At 61.3% G+C, this 21,073-nt stretch carries 20 protein-coding genes; 16 read left to right on the top strand and 4 right to left on the bottom strand.

What is annotated here, in order from left to right; genetic code table 11:
* Positions 1-10 precede the first annotated feature (10 nt).
* The 8 genes from WBQ96_RS26370 to WBQ96_RS26335 all read left to right on the top strand — a co-directional run bounded on the left by WBQ96_RS26370 (position 11) and on the right by WBQ96_RS26335 (position 6,310).
* Positions 11-1,390: a pyruvate dehydrogenase complex dihydrolipoamide acetyltransferase gene (locus WBQ96_RS26370; RefSeq protein ID WP_336552681.1), complete on the top strand. Its 1,380-nt coding sequence runs from the start codon at positions 11-13 to the stop codon at positions 1,388-1,390.
* A 9-nt stretch (positions 1,391-1,399) separates the two neighbouring features.
* On the top strand, positions 1,400-2,041 hold the full coding sequence (locus WBQ96_RS26365) for an SGNH/GDSL hydrolase family protein (protein WP_336552682.1): 642 nt from the start codon (positions 1,400-1,402) through the stop codon (positions 2,039-2,041).
* Complete coding sequence (locus tag WBQ96_RS26360) at positions 2,038-2,613, top strand: GNAT family N-acetyltransferase (protein WP_336552683.1); 576 nt, start codon at positions 2,038-2,040, stop codon at positions 2,611-2,613. Before WBQ96_RS26365 ends, WBQ96_RS26360 begins: the two co-directional genes overlap by 4 nt.
* A gap of 17 nt (positions 2,614-2,630) precedes the next feature.
* Positions 2,631-4,076 carry a dihydrolipoyl dehydrogenase gene (gene lpdA / locus WBQ96_RS26355; RefSeq protein WP_336552685.1) on the top strand — a complete coding sequence of 482 codons (1,446 nt, stop codon included), beginning with the start codon at positions 2,631-2,633 and terminating at the stop codon, positions 4,074-4,076.
* A 75-nt stretch (positions 4,077-4,151) separates the two neighbouring features.
* Positions 4,152-4,430 carry a GlsB/YeaQ/YmgE family stress response membrane protein gene (locus tag WBQ96_RS26350; RefSeq protein WP_091913706.1) on the top strand — a complete coding sequence of 93 codons (279 nt, stop codon included), beginning with the start codon at positions 4,152-4,154 and terminating at the stop codon, positions 4,428-4,430.
* 8 nt (positions 4,431-4,438) lie between these two features.
* Positions 4,439-5,413 (top strand): lipoyl synthase, encoded by a 975-nt coding sequence (gene lipA, locus WBQ96_RS26345; protein ID WP_336552688.1) that lies wholly within the window; start codon positions 4,439-4,441, stop codon positions 5,411-5,413.
* Positions 5,413-5,889 carry a type II toxin-antitoxin system RatA family toxin gene (locus WBQ96_RS26340; RefSeq protein WP_336552690.1) on the top strand — a complete coding sequence of 159 codons (477 nt, stop codon included), beginning with the start codon at positions 5,413-5,415 and terminating at the stop codon, positions 5,887-5,889. The genes lipA and WBQ96_RS26340 overlap by 1 nt, the downstream gene beginning before the upstream one ends.
* Positions 5,855-6,310, top strand: coding sequence for a GNAT family N-acetyltransferase (locus tag WBQ96_RS26335; protein ID WP_337035946.1), 456 nt, complete (start codon positions 5,855-5,857; stop codon positions 6,308-6,310). Before WBQ96_RS26340 ends, WBQ96_RS26335 begins: the two co-directional genes overlap by 35 nt.
* A gap of 9 nt (positions 6,311-6,319) precedes the next feature.
* On the opposite strand, the gene WBQ96_RS26330 is transcribed toward WBQ96_RS26335, so the two are convergent.
* Together WBQ96_RS26330 and WBQ96_RS26325 are read right to left on the bottom strand one after the other, a co-directional pair.
* The gene (locus WBQ96_RS26330; protein ID WP_336552692.1) at positions 6,320-6,805 is read right to left on the bottom strand and encodes a CinA family protein; all 486 of its coding nucleotides are present in this window, start codon (positions 6,803-6,805) and stop codon (positions 6,320-6,322) included.
* The gene (locus WBQ96_RS26325; protein WP_336552693.1) at positions 6,802-8,025 is read right to left on the bottom strand and encodes a bifunctional 2-C-methyl-D-erythritol 4-phosphate cytidylyltransferase/2-C-methyl-D-erythritol 2,4-cyclodiphosphate synthase; all 1,224 of its coding nucleotides are present in this window, start codon (positions 8,023-8,025) and stop codon (positions 6,802-6,804) included. The genes WBQ96_RS26330 and WBQ96_RS26325 overlap by 4 nt, the downstream gene beginning before the upstream one ends.
* A 139-nt stretch (positions 8,026-8,164) precedes the next feature.
* On the opposite strand from WBQ96_RS26325, the gene dusB reads away from it, so the two are divergent.
* From dusB to hflX, 8 genes are all read left to right on the top strand, one after another.
* Positions 8,165-9,190 (top strand): tRNA dihydrouridine synthase DusB, encoded by a 1,026-nt coding sequence (gene dusB / locus WBQ96_RS26320; RefSeq protein WP_336552694.1) that lies wholly within the window; start codon positions 8,165-8,167, stop codon positions 9,188-9,190.
* The gene (locus WBQ96_RS26315; RefSeq protein WP_336552695.1) at positions 9,187-10,326 is read left to right on the top strand and encodes a two-component system sensor histidine kinase NtrB; all 1,140 of its coding nucleotides are present in this window, start codon (positions 9,187-9,189) and stop codon (positions 10,324-10,326) included. The genes dusB and WBQ96_RS26315 overlap by 4 nt, the downstream gene beginning before the upstream one ends.
* A complete protein-coding gene (ntrC, locus tag WBQ96_RS26310) occupies positions 10,323-11,780 on the top strand; it encodes a nitrogen regulation protein NR(I) (RefSeq protein WP_336552697.1) in 1,458 nt (485 codons plus the stop codon). The genes WBQ96_RS26315 and ntrC overlap by 4 nt, the downstream gene beginning before the upstream one ends.
* 120 nt (positions 11,781-11,900) lie before the next feature.
* Positions 11,901-14,186, top strand: coding sequence for a sensor histidine kinase NtrY-like (locus WBQ96_RS26305; protein WP_336552698.1), 2,286 nt, complete (start codon positions 11,901-11,903; stop codon positions 14,184-14,186).
* The gene (gene ntrX / locus WBQ96_RS26300) at positions 14,176-15,540 is read left to right on the top strand and encodes a nitrogen assimilation response regulator NtrX (protein WP_165113994.1); all 1,365 of its coding nucleotides are present in this window, start codon (positions 14,176-14,178) and stop codon (positions 15,538-15,540) included. The genes WBQ96_RS26305 and ntrX overlap by 11 nt, the downstream gene beginning before the upstream one ends.
* Before the next feature lie 35 nt (positions 15,541-15,575).
* Positions 15,576-16,952: a Trk system potassium transporter TrkA gene (gene trkA / locus WBQ96_RS26295; RefSeq protein ID WP_336552700.1), complete on the top strand. Its 1,377-nt coding sequence runs from the start codon at positions 15,576-15,578 to the stop codon at positions 16,950-16,952.
* A gap of 287 nt (positions 16,953-17,239) precedes the next feature.
* A complete protein-coding gene (gene hfq, locus WBQ96_RS26290) occupies positions 17,240-17,485 on the top strand; it encodes an RNA chaperone Hfq (protein ID WP_006202172.1) in 246 nt (81 codons plus the stop codon).
* Positions 17,486-18,883, top strand: a complete 1,398-nt coding sequence (hflX, locus tag WBQ96_RS26285) for a GTPase HflX (protein WP_442920854.1) — start codon at positions 17,486-17,488, stop codon at positions 18,881-18,883. It begins immediately after the preceding gene.
* 6 nt (positions 18,884-18,889) lie between these two features.
* Here hflX and mazG read toward each other — a convergent pair whose 3' ends face one another.
* Positions 18,890-19,714, bottom strand: coding sequence for a nucleoside triphosphate pyrophosphohydrolase (mazG, locus tag WBQ96_RS26280; protein WP_336552702.1), 825 nt, complete (start codon positions 19,712-19,714; stop codon positions 18,890-18,892).
* 70 nt (positions 19,715-19,784) lie between these two features.
* A complete protein-coding gene (locus WBQ96_RS26275; RefSeq protein ID WP_336552703.1) occupies positions 19,785-20,834 on the bottom strand; it encodes a LacI family transcriptional regulator in 1,050 nt (349 codons plus the stop codon).
* Between the last annotated feature and the right edge of the window lie 239 nt (positions 20,835-21,073).

The following is a 21,073-nucleotide window of genomic DNA, read 5'->3' as shown; positions in this document are numbered from 1 at the left end:
GGAGGACGCTATGCCGATCAACATCACCATGCCGGCCCTTTCGCCTACGATGGAAGAGGGCAATCTTGCCAAGTGGCTGGTCAAGGAAGGCGACAAGGTTTCGCCGGGCGACGTGATCGCCGAGATCGAGACCGACAAGGCGACGATGGAAGTCGAAGCCGTCGATGAAGGCACGGTCGCCAAGCTGGTCGTTCCGGCCGGCACCGAGGGCGTGAAGGTCAATGCGCTGATCGCCGTGCTTGCGGCGGAAGGCGAGGATGCAGGCGCTGCCGCCAAGGGCGGCGACGCTCCGGCCAAGGCCGCGCCCGAAAAGGCCGAAGCAGCGAAGCCGGAAGCGCCAAAGGCCGAGGCATCCAAGGCTGCTGCGGCAGAACCTCAAAGAGCGGCGGCTCCTGCGACCAACGGCGCAGCCGCGCCCGCCGCAAAGAGTGAGGCGTCAGGAGACCGCGCCTTCGCTTCGCCGCTCGCCCGTCGCATTGCCAAGGATGCCGGCGTCGATGTTGCCGGGATTTCCGGCACCGGCCCGCATGGCCGTGTGGTCAAGGCGGATGTGGAAGCAGCGATCGCTGGCGGCGGTGCAAAGGCGGCACCCGAAGCCAAGGCGGCCGCTCCCAGCGGGGCTGCACCGGCACCGAAGGCGATGTCGGACGATGCCGTGCTCAAGCTGTTCGCCGAAGGCACCTACGAACTCGTTCCGCATGACAATATGCGAAAAGTCATCGCGCGGCGTCTGGTCGAGGCAAAGACCACGATCCCTCATTTCTATCTGACGCTCGATTGCGAACTCGACGCGCTGCTGGCGCTGCGCGCGCAGCTCAACACCGCCGCACCCATGCGCAAGACCGAAAAGGGCGACGTGCCGGCCTACAAGCTGTCGGTCAACGACCTGATCATCAAGGCGATGGCGCTGGCCCTGCGCGACGTGCCGACGGCGAATGTGTCGTGGACCGAGCAGAACATGGTCCAGCACAAGCATGCCGATGTCGGCGTTGCCGTGTCTATCCCCGGCGGTCTGATCACGCCCATCGTGCGCAAGGCCGACGAGAAGACGCTGTCTGTCATCTCCAACGAGATGAAGGACCTGGCCAAGCGCGCCCGCGACCGCAAGCTGAAGCCCGAAGAGTTCCAGGGTGGCACGACGGCCGTTTCCAATCTCGGCATGTTCGGCATCAAGGACTTTGCCGCCGTCATCAACCCGCCGCACGCCACGATCCTGGCCATTGGCGCGGGCGAGGAACGCCCTGTGGTCAAGAACGGCGAGATCAAGATCGCCAACATCATGTCGGTGACGCTCTCGACCGATCATCGCGCCGTCGATGGTGCGCTCGGAGCCGAACTGCTGACGGCCTTCAAGCGCCACATCGAAAACCCGATGGGAATGCTGGTCTAGGACGGCCCCATGAAAACCGTCCTCTGCTTCGGCGATTCACTGACCTGGGGCTACAATGCCGAGGGTCCTTCGCGTCATGCCTATGAGGATCGCTGGCCGAGCGTTCTGCAGGCAGCACTCGGCGATGGCGTAAAAGTCATCGCCGAAGGTCTCAATGGCCGCACGACGGCGTTCGACGATCATCTTGCCGGCGAGGACCGCAATGGCGCGCGTATACTGCCGACGCTGCTCGGCACGCACGCACCGCTCGACCTGATCATCATCATGCTCGGCTCCAACGACATGAAGCCGTGGATTCACGGCAATCCGATCGCGGCCAAGCAGGGCATGTCGCGGCTTGTCAGAATCGTGCAGGGCCATCCATACCCGCTTGAAGCGGAAGCGCCGGAAATCCTGCTGGTTTCGCCGCCATCAGTCAGCCGCACCGAAGATGCCGACTTTGCCGAAATGTTTGCCGGTGGCGACAAGGCTTCGCGCGAACTTGCAGGGCAATATGCGGCACTCGCCGACGAGCTTGGCTGCGGCTTTTTCGATGCCGGCTCCGTTGCCGAAACCACGCCACTCGACGGCGTGCATCTCGACGCGGAAAACACGCGAAGGGTCGGCGAGGCGATCGCGCCGGTGGCGCGGGTTATGCTGGAGCTTAAATGAGCGCGCGTCTTGCCATTCGGCCCGCCGAACGGCGCGACGCCGCTGAACTCGCGGTTCTGGTCGATGTCGCTTCGCACGGCTTTGCGAGCTGGCTGTGGTATGGCGCTGTCATGAATGGAATAACAGACACGGCACTGGAGCGCGGGCGCGCCAAGATGAGGGAAGACGAGCCGGGCGCATGGCGCAGCGCCGTCCTTGCCGAATGGGACGGTGAAGTCGCCGGAACATCTATCGCCTACGATCTGGACGAGAGTGTGCATGAAATCGTCGCGCCGCATCCGGTGATCGAGCCGCTGTTGGCGTTGCAGCGCAAGGTGGTCGGCAACCGGTTCATCGACAGCCTCGGTGTCTACAAGCATCATCGCGGCAAGGGTATCGGGCGCGCCTTGCTCGAACGCGAAATCGACATGGCCGGTGGACCGGTCAGCCTGATCACCGAAAGCCACAATGAAACGGCCCAGAACCTATATCGCATGAACGGCTTCGCCGAAGCCGAGCGCATCGAGGCGGTGCCGTTGTCCGAAAACAGCAAAAGACACGACTGGGTGCTGCTCACCCGAAACGTGGCATAGAAAAAGGCAGGAAACACATGGCCGAAAACTATGACGTCATCATCATCGGTTCGGGTCCCGGTGGCTATATCGCGGCCATCCGCGCCGCGCAGCTTGGCCTGAAGACGGCAATCGTCGAGCGCGAACACTTAGCCGGCATCTGCTCGAACTGGGGCTGCATCCCGACCAAGGCGCTGCTGCGCTCGGCCGAGGTCATGCATCTCGCCGAACACGCCAAAAATTACGGCCTGAAGATCGACGGCAAGATCGAAGCCGACCTGAAGGCGGTCGTCGCCCGCTCGCGCGGCATTGCCGAGCGCATGAATGGCGGCGTCGGCTTCCTGATGAAGAAGAACAAGGTCGATGTGATCTGGGGTGAGGCAAAGCTTTCCAAGCCCGGCGAGATCGTGGTTTCCAAGACCGCCAAGAAGCCGATGCTGCCGCAGGCGCCATTGCCGAAGAACACCAAGGGCGAGGGCACCTACACGGCCAAGCACATCATCGTCGCGACAGGCGCCCGGCCGCGCGCGCTGCCGGGCATCGAGCCGGACGGCAAGCTGATCTGGACCTATTTCGAGGCGATGGTGCCGCCGGAAATGCCGAAGTCGCTGCTGGTCATGGGCTCGGGCGCTATCGGCATCGAATTCGCCAGCTTCTACCGCACCATGGGCGTCGAGGTGACCGTGGTCGAGCTTCTGCCGCAGGTGATGCCGGTTGAGGACGCCGAAATCTCGACATTCGCCAAAAAGCAGTTCGAGAAGCAGGGGATGAAGATCATCCTCGAGGCGAAAGTGACCAAGGTCGAGAAGGGCGCGAACTCGGTCACCGCCCATGTCGAGATGAAGGACGGCAAGGTCGAAAAGATCACCGCCGACCGGCTGATTTCGGCCGTTGGCGTGCAGGGCAATGTCGAGAATATCGGGCTGGAAGCGCTCGGCGTGAAGGTGGAGCGCGGCACCATCGTCATCGACGGCTATGGCAAGACCAATGTGCCCGGCATCTACGCCATCGGCGACGTTGCCGGCCCACCGATGCTTGCGCACAAGGCCGAGCACGAGGCTGTCATCTGCGTCGAAAAGATCGCCGGCCTGCCCAATGTGCATCCGATGGACAAGTTGAAGATCCCCGGCTGCACCTATTGCAACCCGCAGGTTGCTTCGGTCGGTCTCACCGAAGCCAAGGCCAAGGAGCAGGGCCTCGACATCCGCGTCGGCCGCTTCCCGTTTGTTGCAAACGGCAAGGCGATCGCGCTGGGCGAGGACCAGGGCATGGTGAAGACCATCTTCGACAAGAAGACCGGACAGCTGCTCGGCGCGCATATGGTCGGCGCGGAGGTCACAGAGCTGATCCAGGGTTTTGTTGTCGCCATGAACCTCGAAACCACCGAGGAAGAATTGATGCACACGATCTTCCCGCATCCGACTCTGTCGGAAATGATGAAGGAAAGCGTGCTCGACGCTTATGGCCGCGCGCTGAACGCATAGCAGGTAGGCAGGCCTGTTACGGCGCGCGGTTCTGACTTATATGGAGTTTGAACTAGGGGACGCGAGGAGGCGGTGATGGAACCGAGTTACGGAATTATGGGAATGCCGGGAACCGGCTTTTTCGGCATGCTGATCATCGGCTTTCTCGCCGGCTATGTCGCCGAAAAGACGATGAACCGCGACCACGGCTTTTTCACCAACATCCTGGTCGGCATCGCCGGCTCCTTCGTCGGTGGAACGCTGGCCGGCCTGCTGAACGTCAATTACTACGGCTTTTTCGGCAATCTGCTCGTCGCCATCGTCGGCGCGATCGTCATTCTCTGGATATTCGGCCGCACGCAGCGTGCGAGCTAGGAAGATAAATGGTTACCGTCCTCGATCTCGTTTCGACCACGCCGCGCGTGCGGCACCCCGAAAAGGCCCATCGGCCTGATCAGGAGGTTCTGCGCAAGCCGGACTGGATCCGCGTCAAGGCGCCGGTTTCCAAGGGTTATGCAGAAACACGCGAGATCGTCCGCTCGCACAAGCTGGTGACGGTGTGCGAGGAGGCCGGCTGCCCCAATATCGGTGAGTGCTGGGAAAAGAAGCACGCCACTTTCATGATCATGGGCGAGATCTGCACCCGCGCCTGTGCCTTCTGCAATGTCGCGACCGGACGCCCGCTGCCACTCGACCCGAACGAGCCGGAGAGCGTGGCCAAGGCCGTCAAGCAGATGGGCCTTTCCCACGTGGTCATCACCTCGGTCGACCGCGACGATCTCGACGATGGCGGCGCGCAACATTTCGCCGACGTTATCCTCGCCATCCGCGCTGCGACGCCTGCGACCACCATCGAAATCCTGACGCCGGATTTCCTGCGCAAGGAAGGCGCGCTGGAGATCGTGGTTGCGGCCAAGCCGGACGTTTTCAATCACAATCTCGAAACGGTGCCGTCGAACTACCTGACGGTTCGCCCGGGCGCTCGCTATTTCCATTCGATCCGCTTGCTGCAGCGGGTCAAGGAACTCGATCCGTCGATCTTCACCAAGTCCGGCATCATGGTCGGGCTCGGCGAGGAGCGAAACGAAGTGCTTCAACTCATGGACGACCTGCGCAGCGCCGATGTCGACTTCATGACCATCGGCCAGTATCTGCAGCCGTCGAAGAAGCACCACGCGGTCAAGAAGTTCGTGACGCCGGACGAGTTCAAGTCCTACGAGACGGTTGGCCTGACGAAGGGCTTTCTGCTGGTTGCCTCAAGCCCGCTGACGCGCTCGTCGCACCATGCCGGCGACGATTTCGCAAAACTGCGGGCAGCGCGCGAAGACCATTTGAAGAAATCGGCCAAAGCTGTTTAATGCCGAAATTCGAGACCATCCGCCACGTCGGCCACACGCCCGACCAGATGTTTGCGCTGGTTGCGGACGTTGAAAAATATCCGCAATTCCTGCCGCTGTGCGAGGCGCTGAGTGTCCGTTCCCGCAAGGAGCGCGATGGGCGTACATTGCTCGTTGCCGACATGACCGTCGGCTACAAGGCGATCCGCGAGACGTTTACCAGCCAGGTTCACCTGAAGCCGGACGAGAATGCCATCGACGTCAAATATCTCGACGGCCCGTTCCGCTACCTCAGCAACATCTGGCGATTTGACGCGCCCGAAAATGGCCCCGGCACCGACATTCATTTCTTCATCGACTACGAATTCAAGAGCCGCATTCTCGGCGCGCTGATGGGCGCGATGTTCGACCGCGCCTTCCGCATGTTCGTGGAGGCGTTCGAAAAGCGGGCGGAAATAATCTATGGCAAGCCAGAATCGGTCAAAGCAGTTGGATAACAACAATTCCGAAGCTGGCGACTATCTGTTGGTTGTCGGCACGCCTGATATCAAAACCTATAGACGGCTCCGCAGCATCGCGGGACTGAGCGAAAAGACGGTTGAAGCCGCTGCTCTCGGTTTGCCCAATACGATTTATGCGGTCACCCTCATATGGAATGGCGAAACGGTTGGCATGGGGCGGATTATCGGAGATGGCGGCTGCTTCTATCAGATCACCGACATTGCCGTTGATCCGGATCATCAGGGCAAGGGCCTCGGCAAGAAAATCATAGAGGCGCTGATCGGCCACCTGCGCGCCACGGCTCCCGAGACTGCCTATGTCAGCCTCATAGCTGATGGCCCGGCACGGCATCTTTATGAAAAGTTCGGGTTTGAGCCCACGGCACCCGCCTCGATAGGCATGGCATTGCAGCTGTAGGCGCTGGTCTCAGCCCAGTTCTCTAAGGCCCATTTCCAGTGCGGTCCGCACCGTTTCGCGGCGGATGAAATCGCGGCCGTTGTTCTCGAAGACGTGGCTTTCCGTGATGATGGGCCAATCCTTTACTGCAAGACCAAACCAGACGAGGCCGACCGGCTTCTCCGGCGAACCGCCGTCCGGTCCGGCGACGCCCGTAACCGCCATGGCTATGCCTGCCCTGGAACGCGCAAGCGCTCCCGCAACCATCTCATATGCGGTCTCGCGCGAAACGGCACCATAAGCGTCGAGCGTGGCGGCGGAAACGCCGAGCATCTCCATCTTGGCTTCATTGGAGTAGGTGACAAAGCCGCGATCGACCACGGAGGACGATCCCGCTATGTCGGTCAGGGCAGCGGCGATCATACCGCCGGTGCAGGATTCTGCCGTGGCGGCCATGATACCGTGGTCGCGGCATGCCTTGAGAAAGGCGATCGCAAGTTGTTGAAGATCGCTCATTCGGGCAGTTCCCCCGGATAAACCACGCTGGCGGTCGCAATCGCGGCGATGCCTTCCTCGCGGCCGACAAACCCTAGCTTTTCATTGGTGGTCGCCTTTATGGAAATGCGATTTTTGGTGATTCCGAGCATTTTCGACAGCGCCTCTGTCATTGCCTCGCGATGCGGCCCAACGCGCGGCGCTTCGCAAATCAGGGTGATGTCGGCATTGGCGATCCGGCCGCCGTTTGAGCGCACGATCTTCGCGGCATGCTCCACGAAGATGTGCGATGCCGCTCCCTTCCATTGCGGATCGGAAGGCGGGAAATGCGTGCCGATATCGCCGGCGCCGCAAGTCGCCAGCAGCGCATCCGTCAGCGCATGAAGCCCGACATCGGCGTCCGAATGGCCGGAGAGCCGCTTGCCATGCGGGATGGCGACGCCGCACAGCGTGACGTGATCGCCGGGCTCGAAGGAGTGCACATCGTAGCCATTGCCGGTGCGGACGTCGGGAAAGCTTGAGCTACGTCCGCCAAGGCGTTGATCTGCCATGAAAATATCCCTTGCCCACGTGAGTTTGACATTGTCGGGCGAGCCGAGAACGATCCGCACCGGAATATCCGCCCACTCCGCGATTGCCGCGTCGTCGGTGAAATCGATACGTCCGGCTTCGAATGCACGGCGATGCGTTTCGCGGATCAATTCGAACGGAAAACCCTGCGGAGTCTGCGCCGCATGAAGGCCGGCCCGAGGGACGGTTTCCGCGATCGTGCTGTCTGAGGCCTCGCGCTTCAGCGTGTCGGAAACGGGCAAAGCGGGCAGCGCGCCATGCTTTTCATCGATGGCGGCAATCACGCGGTCGATCATTGATGCATCGACGAACGGACGCACGCCATCATGAATGAGCACGGCTTCCGGCTGGTGGCCGTCAAGCGCCTGCAGCGCAAGCCATGTCGATTCCTGCCGCGTCCTGCCGCCTTTCACCGTCACCACCCGGTCTGGGAGCGCGCCTGCCGCTTCTGCGAAAAGTGCGTCATCATCAGGATGTATCGCAACGACGATAGGTCCGATGCTGGGGTGGTTGGAAAAAGCATCCAGCGTCCAGGCGATGACGGCGCGCCCGCCGATCCTGCGATATTGCTTGGGACCGTCGGTTTGCCCGGCACGCTCGCCACGCCCGGCTGCGAGAATGATCGCTGCGATGGACCGCTTTCCGGTTGATTCAGGTTGCTCTATTACCATGCGAGACGCATAGTCGCAGCCCGGCCCGAAGGCCAGCGATTTCCCGAAACCGCCACATTGTTGAAACACTTCGACGTTGCATGCGCAGCCAAAACTGGCTAGAGAATGTGCAACAAGAAGGATTGCTTGGTATTTGTGCATGCCTGATTTCACGGACCTTGCCAAACCGCTCGAAATCGGTGGCGTCAAAATCCGCAATCGCGTTTTTCTCGCGCCGATGTCCGGTGTCACGGATTTGCCGTTCCGTGAGCGCGCCTATGTGCATGGGGCCGGGCTCGTCGTCTCCGAAATGGTAGCCAGCGGAGAACTGGCCAAGGGGCACGCCGAGTCGGCGCGGCGCATCAGGCATTCGGGACTGCCGGTGCACATGGTCCAGCTAGCCGGCCGCGAGGCTGGCCATATGGCTGAAGGCGCGCGGATCGCAGTCGGCGAGGGCGCCGATATCGTGGATATCAATATGGGCTGCCCGGCCAAGAAGGTAACCGGCGGCTATTGCGGCTCGGCGCTGATGCGCGATCTCGACCATGCCCTGACGCTGATCGAGGCGGTCGTCGGCGCTGTCGATGTGCCGGTCACGGTGAAGATGCGGCTTGGCTGGGACGAAAGCGCGCTCAACGCGCCGATCCTCGCACGCCGGGCAGAGCAGGCGGGGGTGAAGATGGTCACCATCCACGGCCGCACCCGCTGCCAGTTCTATCAGGGCAAGGCCGACTGGCGGGCAATCGCGCGCGTCAAGGCAGCCGTATCCATACCCGTTGTCGCCAATGGCGACGTCTGCACAGCCGCCGACGCAGCCGGCATTCTGGCGCAATCCGGCGCTGATGCCGTGATGGTCGGGCGCGGAAGCTATGGATCGCCGTGGGCCGCGGGAACGATTGCTGCGACAGCGGCAAACATTGGCGCGCCGGGGCTGCCGCAAACATCCGAACAGCTCGCCGACTATGTGATCGCGCACTACGAGGACATGCTGGCGCATTACGGCGTGGAAAGCGGCCTGCGTCAGGCCAGAAAGCATCTTGGCTGGTATCTGGATCGCCATGCCGACGGCCTTGTGGCAGAGCTGCGGGCGAAAATCCTGACATCCTTCGACCCGGCCATCGTAATCCGTACATTGAGACAGGCTTTCAAGGCGCAAGCCGAAATGCCTGCGAGGAACGCTGCATGAGCATAATGGACACACCGGTGAGCGCTGCGGATGCGGCCCAGATCGTGCTCAACACGATCCGCCGACCGGTCGTCATGATCGCGCCGGACGATTTTATCTCCTACGCCAACGCCGATGCTGAGGACTTCTTCCGCTCCAGCGCAAATGTTCTGGCGCGCAACACGCTGGCGCGGTTCGTACCGTTCGGCAGCCCGATCCTGGCGCTGGTCGAACAGGTTCGTGAACGGCGCGCACCCGTCAACGAATATCGCGTCGATGTGTCTTCGCCGCGTCTCGGCATCGAGAAGGTCGTCGACATCTATGTCGCGCCGGTGCCGGAACTGCCGGGCTCGGTCGTCGTGATGTTCCAGGAACGGTCGATGGCCGACAAGATCGATCGGCAGATGACGCATCGCGGGGCAGCGCGTTCCGTGACTGGGCTTGCGGCGATGCTGGCGCATGAGATCAAGAACCCGCTGTCCGGCATTCGCGGCGCAGCACAGCTTCTCGAGACGGCGGTTTCCGACGAGGATCGCGCTTTGACGCGGCTGATCACCGACGAGACCGACCGCATCGTCTCGCTGGTCGATCGCATGGAGGTCTTTTCGGACGAGCGCCCGATCGACCGCTATCCGGTCAACATCCACATCGTGCTGGACCACGTGAAGGCGCTGGCCAAGAACGGTTTTGCTAACAAGATCAATATATTGGAAGAATATGATCCATCACTTCCTTCGGTCTTTGCCAACCGTGACCAGCTCATCCAGATCTTCCTCAATCTGATCAAGAATGCGGCCGAAGCCATCGGCTCGAAGCCCGACGGCGAAATCACGCTCTCCACCGCCTTCCGTCCCGGCATGCGTGTTTCGGTGGCAGGGTCGCAGGATCGCGTATCGCTGCCGCTGGAGTTCTGCGTTCACGATAATGGGCCGGGCGTATCGGAAGACATACTGCCGATCCTGTTCGATCCGTTCATCACCACCAAGCCGAACGGCTCCGGTCTTGGACTGGCGTTGGTCGCCAAGATCGTCGGCGAGCATGGCGGCATCATCGAATGCGAATCCACCCCGCGCGGCACCACGTTCCGTGTGCTGATGCCGGCGTGGAAAGAAACGGCGCCGCACCATGACGGCGCAAGCGAAGGACACCGGAAATGACGGTCCGCGGCAATATTCTCGTAGCGGATGACGATGCCGCCATCCGCACCGTGCTCAATCAGGCGCTGTCGCGCTTCGGGCATGACGTTCGCGTCACCTCCAACGCAGCCACGCTGTGGCGCTGGGTGGCGGCGGGCGAGGGCGATCTGGTTATTACCGACGTGGTGATGCCCGACGAAAACGCCTTCGACATGCTGCCGCGCATCAAGAAGGCGCGGCCGGAACTGCCGGTCATCGTCATGAGCGCGCAGAACACCTTCATGACCGCAATTCGCGCCTCCGAAACCGGCGCTTACGAATATCTGCCCAAGCCGTTCGACCTCACCGAACTCCTGAACATCGTCAACCGCGCCCTGTCGGAGCCCAAGCGCCCGAAGATCGAGCCACGGCACGACGACCAGCCGGAGACGATGCCGCTGGTCGGGCGCTCGGCGGCTATGCAGGACATCTACCGCATGCTTGCCCGCATGATGCAGACCGACCTGACGGTGATGATTTCGGGCGAATCGGGCACCGGCAAGGAACTGGTGGCACGCGCGCTGCATGAATATGGCCGCCGCCGTAACGGTCCCTTCGTGGCGATCAACATGGCCGCCATCCCGCGTGACCTGATCGAATCGGAGCTGTTCGGCCACGAGAAAGGCGCTTTCACCGGCGCGCAGAACCGTTCGACCGGCCGTTTCGAACAGGCCGAGGGCGGCACGCTGTTCCTCGACGAAATCGGCGACATGCCGATGGAGGCGCAGACAAGGCTGCTGCGTGTGCTGCAGCAGGGCGAATACACGACCGTCGGCGGTCGCACGCCGATCAAGACGGACGTGCGCATCGTCGCTGCGACCAACAAGGATCTGCGCACGCTGATCAATCAGGGACTATTCCGCGAGGATCTTTTCTACCGCTTGAACGTCGTGCCGCTTCGGCTTCCGGGACTGCGCGAGCGTTCGGAGGACATTCCCGATCTGGTCCGGCACTTCTTCAAGCAGGGCGAAGCTGAGGGATTGCAGGTCAAGCGCATTTCGAGCGGCGGCCTTGAGCTGATGAAGCGCTACCCGTGGCCGGGCAATGTGCGCGAACTGGAAAATCTGGTTCGCCGGCTGGCCGCCCTTTATGCGCAGGACGAAATCTCGCCCGAGATCATCGAGACCGAGCTCAAAACCGGCGACCAGCAGACGATGAGCGGCGGTACCCTCGTTCCCGACGATCTGTCGATCGGTCAGGCCGTCGAACATTTCCTCCAGCGGTATTTTGCCTCCTTTGGTGGCGAACTTCCGCCGCCGGGGCTTTATCAGCGCATCCTTGCCGAGGTCGAATTCCCGTTGGTGCTGGCGTCGATGACGGCAACCCGCGGCAATCAGATCAAGGCCGCGGAACTCTTGGGCTTGAACCGCAATACGCTGCGCAAGAAAATCCGCGAACTCGGCGTCAACGTCTACCGGGCTTCCAAGCAGGGATGATTTCGCGGTGGATTTCCGCCGCAATCGCGTCAAACTTTACCGCCGTCGCCACTTTTGTTGCATAATCGCCACAATGTGTTGCATAGATTCAACGCAATTGTAGGCTTTGCAAGCGGCGGCATGACGACTCAGAGTTCAATATTCGCGCGATCTGTCTTCCCGGCAGCGCGCACTGATGGCAGGCGGCTTCTGGCTTTGCCCGGCGTCATAGCCGTGGTCGGCGCTCTGCTGACCGCTGCGGTGTCGTTTGCCATATTGGTCGGCGCGACCCCGCTTACGCCCAATCCGACGATCACCCTCATCATCATCGGTGCCAATGCGGGGTTCATCCTGTTCCTTGCCGCGCTGGTGGTGCGCGAGGTTCACCGCATTCTCAATGCGCGCCGAACCGGCAAGGCGGCATCGCGCCTTCACGTGCGCATCGTCACCATGTTTGCGCTGGTTGCCGCGGTGCCGGCGCTTGCGGTGGCAATCATTGCTTCGATCACGCTGAATATCGGCCTCGATCGCTGGTTCGAAATCCGCACCAAGACGATCGTCAATTCCTCGCTCTCCATCGCTGACGCCTATGTCCTGGAAAACGGCCGCAATCTTATGGGCACGACGCTGTCGATGGCCTACGACCTTGACAATGCGAGGGCGCTCTACAGCCTCGACCGGACCGGTTTTCGCAATTTCATGAGCCAGCAGGCCACCGGCCGTTCGCTGGCACATGCAGCCCTGATCAAGGCGGATGGATCGTTCGTCATGACCGCGCAGACGACCGCCGATTTCCCGATGCCGGAGCCGCCGCCGGGTGCCGCGGCAGAAGCCAATGAAACGCCGCAGATGATCGAGCCGCGCACCCGCAACATCGTCGGTGCGATCATCAAGCTGAAGGAGATCGAAGGGGTCTACCTCTACACGATCCGCCTCGTCGATCCGGAGGTCATCAAGGCCCGGGAGATCGTTCGCGCCAATACCGACGAGTATCGCGGGCTGGAAGTAAACCGCCGCACCTCGCAGGTAGCACTCGCGCTTCCTTACCTGTCGCTCACGCTCATCGTCGTTTTGTCGGCCATCTGGACCGGGATCGCGGTCGCGGACCGCCTCGTGCGTCCGATCCGGCAGTTGATCGGTGCAGCCGACGACGTCTCTACCGGCAATCTCGACGTTTCCGTGCCCGTCCGTCAGTCCGATGGCGATGTTGCGTCGCTGGGCGATACATTCAACAAGATGATCCTGCAGCTCAAGTCGCAACGCAACGAAATCCTGCAAGCCAAGGATCTGGTGGATGAAAGGCGGCGCTTTTCCGAAGCCGTTCTGGCCGGCGTCACGGCCGGCGTCATCGGCGTCGATCCATACGGCATCGTGACCATCGTCAATCGCTCCGCCGAGACCATGCTGGCGATATCGGCCGAAACCTCGATGGGCCAGAACCTGTCCGCCATTCTGCCGCATGTCGGCCGCGTCTTCGAAATCTGCCGCAGTTCAGGCCGCCCTGCATATCGGGAGCAGGTAACGTTCTACCGCGCCGGTGCAGAGCGCACCTTCAATGTGCAGGTGACGATCGAAGAAGACGACAACGAGCATGGCGAGAAATCCTACGTCGTGACCGTCGATGACATCACCGACCTGATGCAGGCGCAGCGCACCTCCGCCTGGGCCGACGTCGCCCGTCGCATTGCCCATGAAATCAAGAACCCGCTGACACCGATCCAGCTCTCCGCCGAGCGCATCAAGCGCCGCTACGGCAAGGTCATCACCGAGGATCGCGAGGTTTTCGATCAATGCACCGACACGATCATCAGGCAGGTTGGCGATATCGGCCGCATGGTCGATGAATTCTCCGCCTTCGCACGCATGCCAAAACCGGAAATGCGGAACATCGACCTGCGCGAAGCGCTGCACGAGGCCTCCTTCCTGGTCGAGGTCAGCCGTTCCGACATCGCTTTCGAGCGTGATTTCGGCAGCGCACCGCTGAAGGGCACCTTCGACAGCCGCCTTCTGTCCCAGGCATTCGGCAACGTCATCAAGAACGCGGCCGAGGCGATCGAATCTACCGAGCGAGAGGGCAGCGAACCGGGCGTTATCCGGATACAGGCGCGGCTTCAGGGCACGATGATTCGTGTCGACGTGATCGACAATGGAAAGGGCCTGCCACGCGAGAATCGCCAACGGCTTCTCGAGCCCTATATGACCACACGCGAAAAAGGCACCGGCCTTGGCCTGGCGATCGTCAAGAAGATCATCGAGGACCATGGCGGGCAATTGGAACTTCATGACGCACCCGCCGATTTCCACGGCGGGCGCGGTGCGATGATCAGCATTCTGCTTCCTTCCGTCACCGAAGCTTCGGCAAAGGGGCAAGGTGGCGGAAACGTTGAAAACGAACGAGAAACTGAAAAGGTCGATAATGGCGTCTGACATTCTCATCGTCGATGACGAAGAAGATATCCGCGAACTTGTCGCCGGGATTTTGAGCGACGAGGGTCATGAAACCCGCACGGCCCACGATGCCGACAGCGCCCTTGCGTCAATTGCCGATCGCGTGCCGAGGCTGGTGTTCCTCGACATCTGGCTGCAGGGTTCGCGGCTCGACGGACTGGCTTTGCTCGATCAGATCAAGGTGATGCACCCAAGCCTCCCGGTCGTCATGATATCGGGCCATGGCAACATCGAGACGGCCGTGTCGGCGATAAGGCGCGGAGCCTATGACTTCATCGAAAAGCCGTTCAAGGCCGACCGGCTGATCCTGATCGCCGAGCGGGCGCTCGAAACCTCGAAGCTCAAGCGCGAGGTTTCCGAACTGAAGATGCGCAGCGGCGAATCCTTCGACCTGATCGGCATGTCGTCGGCCATGAGCCAGTTGCGGCAGACGATCGACCGCGTTGCACCCACCAACAGCCGCGTCATGATCATCGGCCCTTCGGGTTCCGGCAAGGAGCAGGCGGCCCGCGCGATCCATGCGCTTTCGGCGCGCAAGACCGGCCCCTTCGTGTCGGTGAATTCGGCAACGATCACGCCCGAACGCATGGAGATCGAGCTTTTCGGCACCGAATCGAATGGCGGTGGCGAGCGCAAGGTCGGCGCGCTGGAGGAGGCCCATCGCGGCATTCTTTATCTCGACGAAGTGGCCGACATGCCGCGCGAAACGCAGAGCAAGATCCTGCGCGTGCTCGTCGACCAGCAATTCGAGCGGGTAGGGGGCACCAAGCGCGTCAAGGTCGACGTGCGCATCATCTCCTCAACCGCCCAGAATCTCGAAGGCATGATCGCCGAGGGACGTTTCCGCGAGGATCTCTATCACCGTCTGGCGGTGGTGCCGGTGCATGTGCCGGGTCTTGCCGAGCGTCGCGAGGACATTCCCTACCTGGTAGACGGTTTCATCAAGCAGATCGCGAGGCAGGCAGGCATCAAGCCGCGCCGCATCGGCGATGACGCCATGGCCGTGCTGCAGGCACATAACTGGCCGGGTAATGTGCGCCAGCTTCGCAACAACATCGAACGCCTGATGATTCTGGTTCGCGCTGACGATGTCGATGCGCCGATAACGGCCGATCTCCTGCCTTCGGAGATCGGAGATGTCATGCCGCGGGCGCCCAACCAGTCCGACCAGCACATCATGGCGCTGCCGCTGCGCGAAGCGCGGGAAATGTTCGAGAAGGAATATTTGATCGCGCAGATAAACCGTTTCGGCGGCAACATCTCGCGCACGGCCGAGTTCATTGGTATGGAGCGATCGGCACTTCACCGAAAACTCAAATCGCTCGGGGTTTAAGCGTGTTCGATCCACTACACCGGCTGGCGCGCTAAATGCGCGTGATCATCTGCGGCGCGGGTCAGGTCGGCTACGGCATTGCCGAGCGCCTGGCGGCCGAGAAGAATGACGTTTCGATCATCGATACCGCGCCGGAACTCATTCAGGCGGTGCGCGACACGTTGGACGTGCGCGGCTTTGTCGGTCACGGCTCGCACCCCGAAGTGCTTGAAGCAGCCGGCGCACAGAACGCGGACATGATCATCGCGGTCACGCTTCACGACGAGGTCAACATCGTCGCCTGCGAGGTGGCGCATGCATTGTTCAATGTGCCGATGAAGATCGCCCGCATTCGCGCGCAATCCTATCTCAAGCCGCATTATCAGGACCTGTTTTCGCGCGAGCACCTGCCGATCGATGTGATCATCTCGCCGGAGATGGAAGTCGGCGAGATGGTGCTGCGCCGCATCGCGCTGCCGGGCGCCACCGATGTCGTGCGTTTTGCCGAGAACAAGATCGCGATGGTGGCGATCGAATGCCTGGAGGACTGCCCGGTCGTGCATACGCCGCTGGCGCAGTTGAGCGAGCTGTTTCCGGACCTCCTGTCGACCGTAGTTGGCGTCACCCGCGGTCAAAAACTGTTCATACCGCATTCGGCAGACCAGCTTTTGCCGGGTGACCTTGCCTATGTCGTCACGCCCAAGGATCAGGTTCGCCGCACCCTGGGCCTGTTCGGTCACGACGAGGAGGAGGCGACGCGCATCGTCATCGCGGGTGGCGGCAATATAGGCTTGTACGTCGCCAAGACCATCGAACAGCGCCAGACCCGCACCAGGATCAAGATCATCGAATCAACGCGCGAACGCGCCGTCACCGTTGCCGACCAGCTTCGGCGCACGGTTGTGCTCCATGGCAGCGCGCTCGAGCAGAAGCTGTTGCTCGAGGCCGATATTCAGGACGCCGACCTGATGGTGGCGCTGACCAACAACGACCAGGTCAACATCCTTTCGAGCGTTATGGCCAAGCGGCTGGGCTGCAAGGCCAATCTGGTGCTGATCAACAATCCGGCCTACCAGGACCTTACCAAGTCGCTCGGCATCGACGCCTACGTCAATCCGGGTTCGATAACGATTTCCCGCGTGCTGCAGCATGTCCGGCGCGGCCGCATCCGCGCCGTCCACAGCATCCAGCGCGGTGCTGCCGAGATCATCGAAGCCGAAGCGCTGGAAACGTCACCGCTCGTCGGCGGCTACCTGCGCGATCTCGACCTGCCGGATGGCATGCGCATCGGCGCAATCTATCGGGACGGACAGGTGCTGAAGCCGAACGGCGCGATGAGAATCAGGCCGAAGGATCGCGTCGTCATCTTCGCTCTTGCCGATGCCGTTCGGCATGTGGAGCAGATGTTTCGCGTCAGCCTGGAATTTTTTTGAAGATTGCCGATCGGCGTCGATATCGGAAAAAGCGCTCTGAAATCGTTGCAATTTGCAATGTCACGATCAACCGCCGGTGGTATCGCCTGTGCTTTCGAAGCATCCGGTGTTTTTGACGTTGCGGAAAAAACGTCAGGCTGATAACGGCTTAGCAGGAATTTACTTCAATATGTCTCGTTCCGCTTGTCGTGGCTTACGACAAGGGGTGGTTTGCGCGCTTGACATGGGTCAATTATTTTGGCGCAGTGGCTCGCAAATCGACGGGGGATCGGCGAAAGATAAGAAAAATGGCGGAACGGTCGCAAAATCTTCAGGATCTATTCCTGAACTCGGTTCGGAAGAGCAAGAACCCACTCACAATCTTTTTGATCAACGGCGTAAAGCTGACCGGCGTGGTGACGTCGTTCGACAATTTCTGTGTGTTGCTGCGCCGCGACGGGCATTCCCAGCTCGTCTACAAACATGCGATTTCCACCATCATGCCGAGCCAGCCGGTTCAGATGTTCGATGGTGAGGAAAGCCAGGGCGCCTGATTGGCTCAAGAAAAACACGCCGGCAGCGGGGCGCATAGATCACGGGCCGATGGCTCGGAGCGCTCCACTGCGGAAAAACCGACCAGCGCCGTCGTCATCGTGCCGGTGCTTTCGCGCCAGCAACGCAACGACGAGGACTCGAACCGTCCGCGCCTGACGCGGTCGGCCGAGGCGCGGCTGGAGGAAGCCGTCGGCCTGGCGCGCGCGATCGATCTCGAGCCTGTGCACACCGCCATCGTCACCGTGAACGATCCGCGCCCGGCAACGCTGCTGGGTAGCGGCAAGGTTGAAGAACTCGCTGGAATCGTTGGCGAAACTCATGCGGACCTGGTCATCGTCGACCATCCGCTGACGCCGGTTCAGCAGCGCAATCTGGAAAAAGAGACCAAAGCCAAGGTGCTCGACCGCACCGGGCTTATCCTCGAAATCTTCGGCCGGCGGGCGCGCACCAAGGAAGGCACGCTGCAGGTCGAGCTTGCCCATCTCAACTACCAGAAGGGGCGGCTGGTTCGAAGCTGGACCCATCTTGAGCGCCAGCGCGGCGGCGCGGGTTTCCTCGGCGGCCCCGGCGAAACGCAGATCGAATCGGATCGGCGCGCCCTGCAGGAAAAGATCATCAAGCTCAAACGCGAGCTTGAGACGGTCCGCAGGACCCGCGACCTTCACCGCGCCAAGCGCAAGAAGGTGCCGTTCCCGGTTGTCGCCATCGTCGGCTACACCAATGCCGGCAAGTCAACGCTGTTCAACCGGTTGACCGGGGCAGGCGTGCTTGCGGAGGACATGCTGTTTGCGACGCTCGACCCGACGCTGCGGCGCGTGCGACTGCCACATGGCACGCCGATCATCCTGTCCGATACGGTCGGCTTCATCTCCGATCTGCCGACCCATCTGATCGCGGCGTTTCGCGCCACGCTGGAAGAGGTGGTCGAGGCCGACCTGATCATCCACCTGCGCGACATTTCCGATCCGGATACGGCAGCGCAGGCCGAGGATGTCGAGCATATTCTGGTTGATCTCGGTGTCGACGCCGCTGACAGCAAGCGCATCGTCGAAGTCTGGAACAAGATCGACAGGCTGGACGAGGGCAATCGCGAACGGCTGCTGGCCGAGAGCGCAAGCGGCAAGCCGCCGGCTCCCCCCGTCGCAATTTCCGCCATCACCGGCGAGGGCATCGACGCGCTTGCAGCATTGATCGAAGAGCGGCTGTCTGGAGAGCTGGAGCCGGTGAATGTGACATTGTCGCCGAGCCAGCTCGGCATGGTCGATTGGCTTTACCGCAACGGCGACATCGTCAAGCGCACGGACAATGAAGATGGCAGTGTGTCGATTTCCATGAAAGCCACCGCTGTCGCGCGCGACGAGATCGAAAGCAGATTACGTCGTAAAAACAACGGGTAACGGCGTTTACTTCGTTTTCTTCGCCTGTTGCCAGAGCTCTTCCATTTCCTCCAGACTGGCTGCCTCAAGGCTTCGTCCCGATGCGTTCAGGGCAGTCTCGACGTAATGGAAGCGGCTGCGGAATTTTTCATTGGTTCCGCTGAGCGCAGCCTCTGAATCGATCTTCAGGTGGCGGCCGAAATTGACCAGCGCGAAGAGCACGTCGCCGAATTCATCCTTGATCGAAGCTTCGTCGGCATTGGCCATCGCCTCGCGTAGCTCGCCGATTTCCTCCTCGATCTTGTCGAGGATCGGCCCGGCTTCGCCCCAGTCGAAGCCGACGCGCGCAGCCTTTTCCTGAAGCTTCAGTGCGCGGGTGAGCGCGGGGAAGGCGACGGGAATGCCGTCGAGAAAGCCGCTGCCATGGTCTTCTGCGTCAAGCCCGCGGGCGAGGCGGGCATTACGCTTCTCGGCCTTTTCCTCGGCCTTGATCTTTTCCCACATGCCCTTGGCCATGCCGGCACTGCGTGCCTTGTCGTCGCCGAAGACATGCGGGTGGCGCCGTATCATCTTGGTGGTGATGGCCTCGACGACGTCGCCGAAGGAGAATTCGCCGGCTTCATTGGCCATCTGCGCGTGGTAAACAACCTGCAGCAGCAGGTCGCCGAGTTCCTGGCGCAGATCGTCGAGATCGCCCCGCGCAATCGCATCGGCGACCTCATAGGCTTCCTCGATCGTGTATGGGGCGATCGTCTCGAAATTCTGCTCGATGTCCCACGGACACCCCGTTACCGGCGCGCGAAGCGCTGCCATGATTTCGATGAGGCGCGAAATGTCGTTGGATGGCTGCATGGAGTGATGCTAGCGCGTTGACGATATTGCCGACATGGGCCTTGCGATGCCCACGCGCATTGTCCACAGATCAGGCGTCGTTGCCGAAATTCAGCTTCGGTTGCTGCAGCAATTGGAGTTCGCCCAGATTGCGGTCGCCGATGGCATCCAGAAGCAGGCGCCCCATCTGCAGGCCCGCATCGGCAAGATCCTCATAGATCGTATCGACCTCGGGGCGGATCAGGCTGAACAGGCCGGAGGTCTGCTTGGCGATGATGCCGACATCTGTTCCGGGCCTGAGCCCGCGGTCGCTCAACGCCGCCATGACGGCCAAAGCCGATACCTCGCCGCTGCAGACATAACCGTCTGGCGGGTTGGGTTGTGCCATTCGCGCAAACACCTGCGCCTTGATATCGGCGGACGTGCTGTCGAGGTCGATGCCTTCGGCAATCTCGAATTCGACGCCGCTTTCGCGCACGGCCCGCATGAAGCCGTACTGGATGTGCTGGAAGAAAGTGAAGCGGCGCGGCGGCAGGATGATTGCCAGCCGCTTGCGACCCTTTTCGATCAGGCGTCTGGTCGCCTCATAGGCGAAGCTGAAATTGTCGTAGTCGACATAGGGGTGAGGGGTGCCGAGTTCGGTGCGGCCGTGGCAGACGAACGGGAAGCCATGTTCGAGAAGCAATTTCACGCGCTCGTCGAAAGGCTCGGTGCGGGAGAAGATGATGCCGTCCGCCATGCGGTTGCGCAGGATGTACCGAATAGGGTCGATGCTCGGCACATTGGCGAAATGCGGCGTGATGACAAGATGGTAGGGCGTGCCGCGAAGCGCTGCTGTCAGGCCGCTGACCAGCGACGTGCCGAAGCCGAGGATTTCGTCGTGCGGATCGAGCACGAGCGAGATGACGTTGGTGCGCCCGGTGCGCAACCGCTGGGCGGCGCGATCGGGCAGGTAGCCGATCTCCTCGGCAACCCGCTGCACCTTCTCACGTGTTTCGAGCGCGATCTGCGGCGCGCCGCCGAGTGCACGCGATACGGTAGTGACGGCGAGCCCCGTTATCTCGGCGATCGTGCGAAGCGTCGGCTTGGCCGTGCCGGCATCGCCCGCGTCGCGTTTGCCGCTTCTGTCGGCACCGTCCATCGTCTCAGCCTTTCGATGCGCCGAAAACCGGCCAATTTATATCGTTATAAATGGAAATCAATACACTGAACAGTGATGCTCGATATCTCGGCAATCATGAATAAACGGTGTTTTTTCAATGTGATGTCCCAACATTCGAACTCAATCGAACGAATGCCTTGACAGGGATAGGATTTATATCGTTATAAATTTGCAGCTGGCGCGATCAATCGCCATGCCATCTGGGAGGATTCTATGTC

It is taken from the genome of Mesorhizobium sp. CCNWLY176 (assembly GCF_037153935.1).
GTDB lineage: Bacteria > Pseudomonadota > Alphaproteobacteria > Rhizobiales > Rhizobiaceae > Mesorhizobium_M > Mesorhizobium_M zhangyense.
The sequence above is the reverse complement of the archived record's forward strand: the minus strand, read 5'-3'. Positions and strand labels throughout refer to the sequence as shown.

What these genes read in the sequence shown, in the direction of transcription:
- WBQ96_RS26315 (WP_336552695.1), top strand. Translation starts at nt 9,187, where the DNA reads ATGAGCATAATGGACACACCGGTGAGCGCTGCGGATGCGGCCCAGATC.
- WBQ96_RS26325 (WP_336552693.1), bottom strand. Translation starts at nt 8,025, where the DNA reads ATGGTAATAGAGCAACCTGAATCAACCGGAAAGCGGTCCATCGCAGCG.
- ntrC (WP_336552697.1), top strand. Translation starts at nt 10,323, where the DNA reads ATGACGGTCCGCGGCAATATTCTCGTAGCGGATGACGATGCCGCCATC.
- WBQ96_RS26365 (WP_336552682.1), top strand. Translation starts at nt 1,400, where the DNA reads ATGAAAACCGTCCTCTGCTTCGGCGATTCACTGACCTGGGGCTACAAT.
- WBQ96_RS26370 (WP_336552681.1), top strand. Translation starts at nt 11, where the DNA reads ATGCCGATCAACATCACCATGCCGGCCCTTTCGCCTACGATGGAAGAG.
- WBQ96_RS26305 (WP_336552698.1), top strand. Translation starts at nt 11,901, where the DNA reads ATGACGACTCAGAGTTCAATATTCGCGCGATCTGTCTTCCCGGCAGCG.
- hfq (WP_006202172.1), top strand. Translation starts at nt 17,240, where the DNA reads ATGGCGGAACGGTCGCAAAATCTTCAGGATCTATTCCTGAACTCGGTT.
- WBQ96_RS26330 (WP_336552692.1), bottom strand. Translation starts at nt 6,805, where the DNA reads ATGAGCGATCTTCAACAACTTGCGATCGCCTTTCTCAAGGCATGCCGC.
- ntrX (WP_165113994.1), top strand. Translation starts at nt 14,176, where the DNA reads ATGGCGTCTGACATTCTCATCGTCGATGACGAAGAAGATATCCGCGAA.
- WBQ96_RS26340 (WP_336552690.1), top strand. Translation starts at nt 5,413, where the DNA reads ATGCCGAAATTCGAGACCATCCGCCACGTCGGCCACACGCCCGACCAG.
- lipA (WP_336552688.1), top strand. Translation starts at nt 4,439, where the DNA reads ATGGTTACCGTCCTCGATCTCGTTTCGACCACGCCGCGCGTGCGGCAC.
- mazG (WP_336552702.1), bottom strand. Translation starts at nt 19,714, where the DNA reads ATGCAGCCATCCAACGACATTTCGCGCCTCATCGAAATCATGGCAGCG.
- lpdA (WP_336552685.1), top strand. Translation starts at nt 2,631, where the DNA reads ATGGCCGAAAACTATGACGTCATCATCATCGGTTCGGGTCCCGGTGGC.
- WBQ96_RS26335 (WP_337035946.1), top strand. Translation starts at nt 5,855, where the DNA reads ATGGCAAGCCAGAATCGGTCAAAGCAGTTGGATAACAACAATTCCGAA.
- WBQ96_RS26275 (WP_336552703.1), bottom strand. Translation starts at nt 20,834, where the DNA reads ATGGACGGTGCCGACAGAAGCGGCAAACGCGACGCGGGCGATGCCGGC.
- WBQ96_RS26350 (WP_091913706.1), top strand. Translation starts at nt 4,152, where the DNA reads ATGGAACCGAGTTACGGAATTATGGGAATGCCGGGAACCGGCTTTTTC.
- dusB (WP_336552694.1), top strand. Translation starts at nt 8,165, where the DNA reads ATGCCTGATTTCACGGACCTTGCCAAACCGCTCGAAATCGGTGGCGTC.
- trkA (WP_336552700.1), top strand. Translation starts at nt 15,576, where the DNA reads ATGCGCGTGATCATCTGCGGCGCGGGTCAGGTCGGCTACGGCATTGCC.
- WBQ96_RS26360 (WP_336552683.1), top strand. Translation starts at nt 2,038, where the DNA reads ATGAGCGCGCGTCTTGCCATTCGGCCCGCCGAACGGCGCGACGCCGCT.